The following is a 13179-nucleotide window of genomic DNA, read 5'->3' as shown; positions in this document are numbered from 1 at the left end:
TTATTTTTAGGACTTCTCCATATTTGAGCACATCTACAACTGTTTCAGTGCCAGCTTTTTGCGTGCAACCTAATGATTTATCTTCAAGAGTAGTTATCCCCCCCTCTTTATTTCCTGGAGAAGGATTCTCATAAACTGGCTGATTGTACTGCATAAAATATTCTTTAAAGTCATTAATTAGATGAACTGTTTTGTTAAATACATCTTCATTTTTAGCTCTAGCCATTAGAAGTGTTTCTGCCCCAAACATTTCAGGAACCTCTGTTAATATTGTGGTTCCACCTTGAGCTACAAGAAAATCAGAAAACTTACCAACAAGAGGATTTCCAGTTATACCTGAAAGTCCATCAGACCCACCACATTTCAGACCTATTTTAAGTTCTGATAAGCTGCAAACTTCGCGAGTATCATTTTTCATTATTTCATAAAGTTCTAAAAGCAAGCTGGCGCCTTCTTCTATTTCATCAGAAACCTCCTGAGAAATTAAAAACTTCACCCTTTTTTCATTGAATTCACCTAAGGATTTTTTAAAATCCGCCATACCATTATTCTCACATCCAAGTCCAAGTACTAAAACTCCGCCGTTATTTGCATGTTTAACTGCATCGCCAAGTATTGTCCTTGTGGTTATGTGATCATCTCCAAGCTGTGAGCAACCATAATTATGTTTTAATACAGAAACATTATCTATGATTACCTTTCCTGCCATTTCCTTAAACCTTTCAATAATTCTATCCGCTATACCATTTACACAGCCTACCGTAGGAACTATCCAAAGTTCATTTCTAACACCTACATTTCCATCAGCTCTTCTGTATCCATTAAATGTTAAATTTCTATTTGTATAACTATTTTCTTTAAGTTTTTGATCGAATTTATATTCCTTAATTCCATCTAGATTTGTTTTTGCATTGTGAGTATGAATCCATTGCCCTTCAAAAATATCCACAATTGAATGTCCTATTGGAAATCCATATTTCATAATGTTTGTATCCGCTTTAATATCACAAGTGGCTATTTTATGGCCTCTTTTTACATCTTCCTTTAGAGTAACTTCTTTGTCACCTACAGAAATAACCTCATTCTTTAATAAATCAGTTAAGGCCACCACTACATTATCTTTTTCATTTATTTTAATTATGCTTTTCATGAATATACCCTCACCTTCCTCTTTTATTAAAGAACTTCTTTGATTGCTTCTTTAATTCCATTTTTCTCAATATTTAGTAAATAATGAGTCACTGCATCTGTTAGACCTTGTACTTCATTTAAATCCATTTTCCAAACTTTTTTATATGCAAGTACAGTAGTTACTAATTTCTTTAGTCCCACTTCACTTCCATCATAGCTACTCCACTGATTTTTGTAAAGTTCTAAAACATCCGCGTCATCAGATAATTTAATTGTTTCTTCCCCTCTTTTGCCTTTATAGAATTCTATAAGTGCAGCTAGTGAGAATACTAGTCTTTTAGGTAGTTCCCCTTTAGTTTTTACATATTGTAATAATGAAGGTAAATCTCTTGTTGCATACTTTGACATTGAATTTAAAGATATACTCATCAAATAATGTTTAACATAAGGATTCATAAATCTCTCAAGAACAACTTTTGCATAATATGATAATTCTTCTTCTGGAAGATCTAATGTTGGAATTATTTCTTCATATATTGTGTCTTTAATAAATTTCCCCATTACTTCATGCTCAACAGATTGTGAAACCGTATCTAAACCATAAAGGTATGATGTTGGTACAAGTGATGTATGTGATCCATTAAGTATTCTTACCTTTCTTGTTCTGTAAGGAGTCATATCATCAACGAATTTAACATTAAGATCTGCTTTACCTACCGGAAATTCATTTTCAATCCATTTTGGTCCTTCAATAATGAAAAGATGGAAATGCTCTCCTACATTAACCAAATTATCAACATATCCGAGCTCCTGTGTTATTTCTTTTATAGTATCTCTTGGATAACCTGGAACTATTCTATCAACAAGTGTTGAACAAAATGTATTTGATTCGTTTATCCAAGTAGCAAACCCTGCTTCTAAATTCCATAGTTTGGTAAGTTTTAAAATTATTTCTTTAAGCTTATCGCCATTTCTATCTATAAGCTCACATGGAATTATTATTAACCCTTTATCCTTTTGTCCATTGAAAAATTCAAACCTATTATATAAAAGTGCTGTAAATTTCCCTGGAAAACTCTTTTGAGGTTTATCTTCTAGCTTATCATTTTCGTCATATACAATTCCTGCTTCAGTAGTGTTTGAAAACACAAATCTAAGTTCAGGATTCTCAGCGATTTTTAAATATTCTGCATGCTGCGTATAAGGATTTATGCCACGGCTTATACTGTTTATTACTGAATGCTCCGCTATTGCGCATCCTTCATTCATTCCTTGTAAGTAAAGAGTGTACAAACCATCTTGCTCATTTAATTTATCAACCATACCAAACTCTATAGGCTGAACAACTACTACACTACCGTTAAAGCCTGCTTCTTTATTCATCTTATCAATCTGCCAATCCACGAAAGCCCTTAAGAAGTTACCTTCACCAAATTGAAGCACTCTTTCAGGATACATCGTGTATTCACTATAAGTTTCTTTATTTAGCAGCATTTTCATTCCTCCCTATCTTTCTATTGTTTTTGTCTTTCCAATGAACGCCAAAAGTTGTTGCACATTCGGATACCCTTCCATGTCGCCCTTTACAAGGACTGCCATAGCACCAACTCCGTTAGCGTGCTCTGCACATTCTCTTAAACCTACCTTGCATAACATTCCTGATAGAAACCCTGCAGCAAATCCATCTCCTGCTCCCACTGTATCTTGTGGATTTTCTAATCTATATGGATTTATATATAATTTTTCTACTTTGTCAGATACATAACAGCCTTCTTTTCCAAGCTTAACAGCTACAATACTACAACCCATATCCATAAACTTTTCTGCGATTTCTTCAGGATTTGTGAGTCCAAGAAGCATTTCTCCTTCATCTATACCTGGGAAAATTATATCAGACTTCTTTGCAATTTCTAGTAATACTGGTATTGCTTCCTCGCAGCTCCACAATTTAAGTCTAATATTAGGATCAAAGGAAACAAGTACATCATTTGCTTTTGCAATTTCTATTGCTTTAAATAATGTATTTCTGCACTCTTCAGATAGGGCAGGTGTAATACCCGTAATATGAAGTATTTTCGCACTCTTTATGTATTCTTCATCTAGTTCTTCTGGTTTTAAAGTACTAGCTGCTGAATCTTTTCTGTAATAATACACATTTGGATTAGAATGCATAAATCTTTCCTTAAACAATATACCCGTACTTTTCAAAGGATCAAAAATAACCCTGGACACATCAACGCCTTCTCCTCGAATAGTAGCTTGTATATACCTTCCAAATTCATCATTCCCAAGTTTTGAAAACCAACCAACTTCATGCCCAAGTTTTGCAAGGGCAATTGCAACATTTGACTCTGCCCCTGCAATAGATTTATTGAAATTTTGAACGTACCTTAACGGTCCTGAGGAATCTGGGCCAAATAAAACCATAGACTCTCCAAAAGTTATAACATCCATAATTATCTTTGCACCCTTCCTGAAGCATCTCCATTCATAAGAGTTTCTACTTCTTCTTTTGACATATGGTTAAAGTCACCTTCAATAGTATGCTTAAGGCAAGAAGCAGCAACTGCAAATTCAAGTGTATCTTGTCTTGTTAGACCTGATGTTAACCCATATATAATTCCTGCTCCAAAGGAATCTCCGCCGCCAACTCTATCAACTATATGCATTTTGTATTTTTTAGAACTATAATATTCTTTTCCATCATAAAGCATTGCAGACCAACCATTTTCTGAAGCAGAAAAACTTTCTCTAAGTGTTATTGCAACATACTTTAAGTCAAACATATCTGTAAGTTTCTTTGCAACAACTTTATAACCCTCACCACTTAAAGTTCCACCAGTTACGTCTGTTCCCTCTGCACTAATTCCAAAAACTTTTTCGGCATCTTCTTCATTTGCTATGACTAAATCACAGTATTTAACGATTTCGCCCATTACTTTACCAGCTTTTTCACTGCTCCATAGTTTTTTTCTAAAGTTCAAATCTACACTTACCATAACGCCAGCTTCTTTTGCCGCCTTTACTGCATCCAGTGTTATTGCTGCACATTCATCAGATAGTGCAGGGGTTATTCCAGTAAAATGGAACCACTCTGCACCATTAAAAATTTCACTCCAGTTAAAATCTTCTCTTTTAGCCTGAGCAATTGCTGAATAAGCTCTATCATATATTACCTTAGAAGGTCTTTGAGATGCTCCTTTTTCACAGTAATAAATACCTAATCGCTCTCCGCCTCGTACAATCATATTTGTATCTACGCCATATTTCCTAAGCTCATTTACTGCGGCTTGACCGATTTCATGTTCAGGTAATTTTGTTACAAAGTATGTATCCTTACCATAATTTGAAAGTGATACAGCAACGTTTGCTTCACCTCCACCATAAATAGCTCCAAATTCTTTGGATTGTGCAAATCTTTCAAATCCAACTGGTGCAAGTCTAAGCATTATTTCTCCGAATGTAATAAATTTCCCCATATTATTTCTCCTCTCTTGCTATTCTAACTGCTTCAACAAATTTCGCTGCAGTTTGAGTTACTAATTCAAAATCTCCAGTTTTCGCACCCTTAGTTAAATCTCCACCAGTTCCTACTGCTACAGCCCCAGCTTTAATCCAATCTTTTACATTAGTAAGAGATACTCCCCCTGTTGGCATAAAGTTAGCTTGTGGAAGTGGTCCTCTAAACGAACTAATAATTGCTGGCCCAAAAACGTTTCCTGGGAACACTTTAATTATCTCAACGCCTAGTTCAAGTGCTTCTACCGCTTCTTTTACTGTCATAACGCCTGGCATTACAGCTACTCTATACCTATTACATAATTTAACTGTTTCGTGATTTAAACTAGGACTTACAATATACTTTGCTCCAGCCAATATGCAGGCTCTTGCTGTTTCAGGATCAAGAACTGTTCCAGCCCCAATAAGCATATCTTCATCATCTTTATATATTTCAGATAATTCTTTTATTATATCTACTGCACCTGGTACTGTCATTGTAATTTCAAGTGCTTTAATTCCACCTTTTTTAACTGCTTCTACAATCTTTATTCCTTCTTCTTTTGAAGTTGCTCTTATAACTGCAACTAATCCTGCGTCACTTATTTTTTTAATCATTTCTAATCTTTTCATTATTTACACCCCTTGTTTTATATTTTAGTTTTTAATTTTTTTGTTTAATCCAGTCAGCTTTAATTAAGTCCACTGTATGCATTACTTCTATTGATTTATTCCAAGTCATTTTATCACTTTCAAGCTTTTCACTCTTAAACCTCATTTAATATGATGTTATTTTTTAGAGTTACAATATTTTTTTAGCGTTGTGCGTATAGTCCCTTTTCCAGCATTCAATTCTTTAAAGTAACCTTCAATTTCCATGCCAAGTCCTACTTCATATAAATCAACACCAAAGATTGACTTATTAGATAAAATTTTATCCAAAGCCTCATGAACATTTTGATCACTACTAAACTCAATATCAGCTATTATTTTTGTTAGTGATGAGATCATCGGATCAGGACTTAATTCAAAGGAGTTTCCTTCATCATCTATAGCCATTAAATATCGACACCATCCAGCTATAGCAAGAGGTATAAAAGTTAAGTCTTTAACATCTAGTTTAGGGTTTTCAACATAAGCTTTAATAGACTCACCAAATCGTATACCAAGCTTTTGTGAAGTATCACATACAATTCTCTGTGGTGTATCTGGCATAAATGGATTTGGAAGGCGCACCTTCATTACTTCATCTATAAAGTCCTTAGGAGCTATAATCCCTGGGTTTACAACAACAGGTAATCCTTCCTTGTACCCTATATTTTCTATCAACGTTACAAGCTCGTTATCTTTCATTTCGTCTGATATTTTAGTGTAAGAAAGTAGACATCCGAAAATCGCGAGTGCTGTATGAAGTGGATTTAAGCAAGTACAAACTTTCATTTTCTCCACTTTATCTACAGTTTCTTTATTAGTATAAATAATACCGCCTTTATCAAGAGGAAGTCGACCATTTTTAAAATTGTCTTCAACAACTAAATATTGAGGCTCTTCAGCATTTACAAAAGATGCAACAAATGTGTTTTTCGAAGTCTTAATTATTTCTGTATCTTCAAATCCAACCTCTTTTAGCATTTCTATTACAGATCCTGCAGGTCTTGGTGTGATTTTATCTATCATAGTCCAAGGATAAGATATATTTTCTGTTACATAAGTCAGGAATTCAGATTCTACAACTTTATTCTCCACCCATTGTTCAGCAAATGTTGTAATAGCCTCCTCTAACTTTGAACCATTATGAGAGCAGTTATCCATACTAACTAAAGTTAATGGTATTCCGCTATTTTTAAACCTTTCATAACATAATGCTGCCAGTTTACCAATATAACTGGTTACTGAAGTAGGACCATTATTAAAATCTACTGCTACATCTTTTAATAATTCTCCATTTCCATTTTTCAAACTATAACCTTTTTCTGTAATAGTAAAAGATGCCATTTTAAGAGTTGCACTTCTAAAAATTTCTTTTAATCTAGTCCAATCATTTGTATTGTTTGTATCTACACATAGCGATTCTGCAATACTTCCTATTACTTTTTTTTCTAAACTTCCATCCGCTTTTAAAGTAACCAAAACGCTTAAATCATCAAATTTTTTATAGCATTTTTCGATAATCTCATAATCATATCCTTCAGCAACTATTATACCTGTATTTAATATTCCGCTATTTAATAATTCTTGGCAAACAGCTGCAGGGAACGCACGAAATATGTTTCCAGCTCCAAAATGTATCCATTCTGGATTTTCTTTAGTATCTTTTATCATTTTACTTCTATCAAATTTTGGTAATTGAAATCCACTATCTTGCCATTGCTTTCTATTGTTTAATTCATTTTGTGTAAGTTTCATTTAAATTCCTCCCCATATTTGACTGAAATCTATTTTGTTTTGTCTGATTTTTCAATTGCCTCTATTAAACCATTTAGATAAGTAGCTCCTAGTGCACGGTCATATAAGCCATATCCTGGCATTGCAACTTCGCCCCATATAGCCCTACCATGATCAGGACGTACTGGCCCATCAAATCCAGTTTCATGTAATGCTTTAATTATTTCATACATATCTAGTGAACCATCCCTCGATAAATGAGCCGCTTCATCAAATTTACCTGGTGCATAATGAATTAAATTACGTGTATGTGCAAAATGAATTCTTCCTTTTGCGCTGCGAATTATATCACAGATATCATTCTTAGGGTTTGAACCGAGTGAACCTGTGCACAATGTAAGACCATTGAATTTTGCATCTACCGCTTTTAGGAGTTTTAGAATGTTCTCTTTATTATTTATTATCCTTGGCAAATCAAATACAGGCCATGCAGGGTCATCCGGGTGAATTGCCATCATTATATTGTATTTTTCACATACTGGACGAATCTTATTTAGAAAGTATACAAGATTATCAAATAATTTTTCCTCACTAACCTCTTTGTATTTCTCAAATAATTCTTGTACGTATTCAAGTCTCTCTGGTTCCCAACCTGGCATTACGAAACCATTACTGTTTTTATCGATTTGCTCAAACATTTTTTCAGGTTCAATTTTATCTATTATCTCCTGGTCATATGATAAAACAGTTGAACCATCTTCGCGCATTTTAGCAAGTTCTGAACGAGTCCAGTCAAATACAGGCATAAAGTTATAACAAACCATATTAATACCTGCTTTACCTAGATTTTCTAGTGTTTCAATATAACTTTGGATGTATTGTTCTCTTTCAGGAAGTCCTATTTTAATAGAATCATGAATGTTTACGCTTTCTATACCTTCAATTTTTAGTCCACTTGCTTCAACTTCTTCTTTTATCTTTAAGATATTCTCTAGTGGCCATGCCTTTCCTGCTGGAATATCATAAAGGGTTGTAATAACACCAGTTACTCCCGGAATTTGTCTTATTTGCTTAAGTGTAACTGAGTCGTGATTGCTTCCAAACCATCTTAATGTCATTTTCATAAAATCGTCCTCCTCATATTTATTATTTTATATCTATTTTTAATATGTGCGTGAAGATCAGCCTTATTCTAATCACCCTAAACCGTTTTTGTTTGTTAACGTGAACAATTTTTGACACTTAATTTAAAATTATGTTATCTTTGCCACTGAGTTTCTTTCAACAAGCTCTGTATTTATATATATCTTTTCTCCGTTAATTATATCACTTTTCCCTTTAATACTACTACTCCCTATAATATTCAAAAGTTTTTCTGCACCTTTTCTACTTACTTCAATAATAGGTCTTCTTACTGTAGTTAAAGTTGGCCTTAGATACGCACCTAACTGATTACCATCAAACCCCATAATTGAAATGTCACTCGGAACATCTAGTCCCGCTTCAAATGTAGCTTTCATTGCTCCTACTGCCATTTCATCATTTGAGCAAAATACTGCTGTTGGGATAGTTCTTAATTTCAATATCTTTTTCATAGCACTGTATCCACTTCCAATGGTAAAATCTCCTTGGGCCATGTATTCATTTTTTATTAGAAGTTTGCTTTCAATTAATGCATCCAAAAATCCATTCTTTCTCTCTATAGTAGAATTAAACCCCTCTTTACCTTCTATTATAGCTATGTTTTTATGTCCATTTTCTATTAGGTACATTACAGCCTCATAAGCACCTTTTTTATCTGATGATAATATATTAACTAAAGAACTTTCATTTATATCTCTGTTTAAAACAACTAATGGAATTTTCTTCTCCATTAAATAATATATAAAAGAATTATCACTGTCACTTTGACTCATAAGTATAATACCATCAAAGCTTCTCTTATTAATGAATGTAAAGTTTTTGTAATCATCAATTCCTCTAACTACTAAGTTATAACTTTCTTTTATGACACTGTTTACACCATTTACTGTTTCATGAAAAAAACTTGATGCTGTTGCTTCACTTATAGTAGTAAAAATAAGTCCTATGTTATAGGATCTATTTAACACCAAGCTTTTAGCGCTATAATTTGTTACGTAGTTAAGTTCCTTTGCTATTGCCATTATTTTAGCCTTTGTCTCTACATTTATAAAAGGGCTGTCATTAAGTGCTCTAGAAACAGTAGTATGTGAAACATTCGCGATTTTAGCTATATCTTTTATTGTCACTTCCATTATTAACACCCCTATATCACTAGTAAATACTTATATAATACCATATATAAACCCACTTAACTAAATTTTCTAATTTACCATAGTATTACTAATGAACAATTGTGTCATAGTAACTACTGTTTTCATTAACAATCTATGCCAAAGTATCCTTTTGCATTATTGTAACATATCCCCTTGACAATATTTCCTAAAAGCTCCATATCATCAGGTACTTCACCATTCTCAGCCCATTCGCCGATTAAATTGCATAATATTCGTCTAAAGTATTCATGCCTTGTATAAGATAAAAAACTTCTTGAATCTGTTAGCATTCCCACAAAACGGCTTAAAAGACCAGTACTGGCTAAGGTTTTCATTTGTTCAATCATTCCTTCTTTATTGTCTAGGAACCACCAAGCTGCTCCAAACTGTATCTTTCCTGGAACCTGTGTACCTTGAAAGTTTCCAAGCATAGTACTAAGAACATAATTATCTTTTGGATTTAAAGTATATAGTATAGTTTTAGGAAGAGAATTTTGATTTTCTAATGAATCTAGAAATCTTGAAACAGGATAAGCTATTTGTTCATCGTTAATAGAATCAAATCCAGTATCTGGTCCTAATTGGTTTAGCATTTTTGTATTGTTATTCCTTTGCGCCGCAAGATGAAGTTGCATTGTCCATTCAAGCTCTGAGTATAATCCGCCTAAGAATTGTAATGTATATGTCTTATATTTGCTTTCTTCATCTATGGAAATAGTCTCTCCTTTTAATGCCTTTGCAAATATATCAGATACTTCTTCAAGTGAAGCTTCCATATATATTAAACTATCTATACCATGATCTGATATTTTACATCCAACTTCGTTAAAGAATCTCACCCTTGATTCTAGAGCTTTTAAAAATTCATGATAGTTTTTAATACCTATTTCAGATGCTTTTTCAAGCTTTCCAACCCAGGGAATAAAAGTGTCTTTGTTTATTTGAAGTCCTTTATCAGGTCTTAAAGCCGGCAAAACCTTTACATCAAATGTTGCATCTTCCTTGATTTTTATATGATATTCTAATGAATCTATTGGATCATCTGTTGTGCATAGTGCTTTAACATTAGATTTTTTAATCAAATCTCTTGCTCCAAAGCCTTGTCCATTTAGTTGTGTATTTACTTTTTCCCAAATTGCAGGTGCAGTTTTTTCATTTAGCACATCATATATTCCAAAGAATCTTTGAAGTTCTAAATGAGTCCAATGATAAAGAGGATTACCTATAGCCATTGGCATTGTTCTTGCCCATGCCATAAATTTTTCATAATCGCTAGCACTTCCAGTAATATACTTTTCATCTATACCATTACTTCTCATAGCTCTCCATTTATAATGATCACCATATAACCATGCTTCAGTTATATTTTTAAATCCCTTATTTTCAAAGATTTCTTTTGGACTTAGATGACAATGGTAATCAATAATAGGCATATCTTTTGCATAATCGTTATATAAATTTATTGCTGTATCGTTCGATAATAAAAAATTTTCGCCCATAAATTTTTTCATAACTTCACCCTTCTTTAAATATATTTTTTGTTAATGTTAACGTGAACAATCTTGTTAACTTGGTTTCATTATAAACTAAAGTATTTGATAATGCAATAGTGCAAACAATAACCACTTTTACTTTTTAAACATGTATAAAAATAATTCTATACATTCTCTGTTTTGCTTATCACACTTAAAATCACACAAACTATCATTAAAATAATAGCAACCACAGTAGCACTCATACCAGCCAAAATCCCAAAAGCATCGGATAATGCACCTGTTATAATTGGCATTATGATAGCTCCAACACTGCCTACCATTAGCAATACTCCCATTGACATTGGATATTTTTTAATGGTGTTCCCAATAATAGAAATTGTTGTAGGATAAATACCTGCCATAGATAGTCCGAGTCCCATTATAGCTATAGTAATAACCGTTAAGTTTCGTGATGAAAGTAGCAATAAATAAAAACCTGCGGTCCCAATGCTTGTTGTCAGAATCAATGCTTTCTTTGATACTTTATCTCCTAGAAATGCACAAGTTAATCTACCAATAAGGATAACTACCCATAATAAAGAAGCAAGCATTTGAGCATATTCTATTGACATGATATTCGAATCAATAAAATACTTAACCATCCATCCATTAATAGTTGCTTCTGCAGACAAGTAAAAAAATAAAATTCCAACAGTAATTAAAAAATATCTATTTTGAAGAAATTCATAAGATACTTTAACTTTCTTCTTTTCCTTAGCCACATCATCTATTTCCATTTTTGAAAAAAGAAATATAGAAAAAATTGCAAGAATGATAATAACCCCTGAAGCTATTTTCCAACCATTCTCTGCACCTATCTTAGTACTAAATATAACTAGAAATGGAGCACTTAATGCACCAATTGCAAAAATACTATGTAAAATATTAAGAGCTGCTGAACTACTATTTGAAACCTCATTTACAATAGTGTTGTTAAAATTTGAGATACTTCCCCTACTGAGCCCCGTAAATAAAAACCCTAAAATAAGTAGAACTGGATTGCCTGTTAAAATCATAATTGAAAATCCCATAACAACAAAGCTACATAAAAACATTATGGATTTTTTTCGTCCTAAATAAAGAGGCAAGACCCCTGCAATAAAGCCAGCTATTAGGTTACCTGCTTGATGCGCAGATAGTAATGCGCCACTTACTGTATTGTTTAGCCCATATTCATTACTAATTATTGGTAGCAGCGAACCTAAAATCATAGAATATAGTCCATTGACTGCAAAAACAAAAAAGCAACAAATTAAAATGTACTTATTGTTCTTGTCAAGATTCGAGTAAAATGATGTTTTTTTCATATAGTTAAATTCCTCCTGATGTTATAAAAATGAACATAATGTATTTAGCTACCCCCTCCTTTTTCTTAGGGCTAGTCTATATAATATACTATCATCATATAAATTTCTACATGCAATCAAGAATACCTTCTTTGAAATTTATTGAATAATAATGTAGATTTTATATACTCATATTATAGTTTTTTCAGTATTAATATATGATGTCAACGACGACTATTAACTTTTCTTGATAATTTTAATAGCTTGTTTATGATAATATGGCTTTAATGCAAAGCAAAGTGTAAATATAAAACAACTTCAATTAATACTTAATATTTTACCGATATGTCACAACATTAGTTGAATATCATTTAGAATACCCATTAAACTAAATATATAAACGATAATAATGCATATTTTCACCTCATATAAGCTTTCTGTATTACTGTATGATGTGAAAGTATGTTTAGTTCATTACCCACTTTTTAGGAAAGTATAGTAATAAAACGTCAAAAGGAAGCCCTTTGGCTTCCTTATAAAATTCGCTTTATTATAATAAGCTCTTTACAAGATTATCTATAATAACATCTTCATTTTTTTTACTCCTGGTAATATCACTAACTGATTTAAATCCCAAACGATCTTTTATATTACTACCCATAGAAGCTACTACTAGATGTATCTTATCTAATGAAGTTGTTTTTAAAAAAGTTCCAATAGCGGGTGCTGCCCCGCCAGCCCACAATGGCGTAACTACAATAAATTCATCAGTATTACTTAAATCACCATTAATTTTTATATCAACACTCTTATTTTTTGAAGAATAATATCCAGCTTTTAAATATCCTAAAATACCCTTCCAATTCATATTATCTGTAATTTCTATAACCTCACAGGAAAGTTTATTTGCTATTTTTTCACCTATCCTCTTGCTATTTCCATCTCTTGTAAAATAAATAACTTTATAATTCACAATATCATCTCCTATATTTATCCGTATAATAAGATTTTTACGCTATACTTATCCAAATATAGTATAATCTATAT

11 protein-coding genes are annotated in these 13179 nt (G+C 32.5%); all 11 read right to left on the bottom strand.

From position 1 onward, the window contains the following. A partial coding sequence (locus ACJAX4_RS06770) for a UxaA family hydrolase (RefSeq protein WP_435788691.1) occupies positions 1 to 1150 on the bottom strand: 1150 nt, incomplete at its 3' end. Positions 1151 to 1176: 26 nt separating this feature from the next. Next, a complete protein-coding gene (locus ACJAX4_RS06765; RefSeq protein ID WP_435788690.1) occupies positions 1177 to 2625 on the bottom strand; it encodes a tagaturonate reductase in 1449 nt (482 codons plus the stop codon). 12 nt (positions 2626 to 2637) lie between these two features. Further along, positions 2638 to 3585 carry a sugar kinase gene (locus ACJAX4_RS06760; RefSeq protein ID WP_435788689.1) on the bottom strand — a complete coding sequence of 316 codons (948 nt, stop codon included), beginning with the start codon at positions 3583 to 3585 and terminating at the stop codon, positions 2638 to 2640. A 2-nt stretch (positions 3586 to 3587) separates the two neighbouring features. After that, on the bottom strand, positions 3588 to 4610 hold the full coding sequence (locus ACJAX4_RS06755) for a PfkB family carbohydrate kinase (RefSeq protein ID WP_435788688.1): 1023 nt from the start codon (positions 4608 to 4610) through the stop codon (positions 3588 to 3590). Between the two features lies 1 nt (position 4611). Next, the gene (locus tag ACJAX4_RS06750) at positions 4612 to 5262 is read right to left on the bottom strand and encodes a bifunctional 4-hydroxy-2-oxoglutarate aldolase/2-dehydro-3-deoxy-phosphogluconate aldolase (RefSeq protein ID WP_435788687.1); all 651 of its coding nucleotides are present in this window, start codon (positions 5260 to 5262) and stop codon (positions 4612 to 4614) included. Positions 5263 to 5418: 156 nt separating this feature from the next. Then, entirely contained in the window at positions 5419 to 7035 is a 1617-nt protein-coding gene (locus tag ACJAX4_RS06745; RefSeq protein WP_435788686.1) for a mannitol dehydrogenase family protein, read from the bottom strand. A 29-nt stretch (positions 7036 to 7064) separates the two neighbouring features. Next, entirely contained in the window at positions 7065 to 8138 is a 1074-nt protein-coding gene (gene uxuA / locus ACJAX4_RS06740; RefSeq protein ID WP_435788685.1) for a mannonate dehydratase, read from the bottom strand. A 129-nt stretch (positions 8139 to 8267) separates the two neighbouring features. Then, complete coding sequence (locus tag ACJAX4_RS06735) at positions 8268 to 9290, bottom strand: LacI family DNA-binding transcriptional regulator (protein WP_435788684.1); 1023 nt, start codon at positions 9288 to 9290, stop codon at positions 8268 to 8270. Between the two features lie 125 nt (positions 9291 to 9415). Then, a complete protein-coding gene (uxaC, locus tag ACJAX4_RS06730) occupies positions 9416 to 10822 on the bottom strand; it encodes a glucuronate isomerase (RefSeq protein WP_435788683.1) in 1407 nt (468 codons plus the stop codon). A gap of 146 nt (positions 10823 to 10968) precedes the next feature. After that, entirely contained in the window at positions 10969 to 12153 is a 1185-nt protein-coding gene (locus ACJAX4_RS06725) for an MFS transporter (RefSeq protein ID WP_435788682.1), read from the bottom strand. A 529-nt stretch (positions 12154 to 12682) separates the two neighbouring features. Next, entirely contained in the window at positions 12683 to 13105 is a 423-nt protein-coding gene (locus tag ACJAX4_RS06720) for a flavodoxin family protein (protein WP_435788681.1), read from the bottom strand. Between the last annotated feature and the right edge of the window lie 74 nt (positions 13106 to 13179).

The organism is Clostridium sp. (assembly GCF_051278035.1).
Taxonomy (GTDB): Bacteria; Bacillota; Clostridia; order Clostridiales; family Clostridiaceae; genus Clostridium_AD.
The sequence above is the reverse complement of the archived record's forward strand: the minus strand, read 5'-3'. Positions and strand labels throughout refer to the sequence as shown.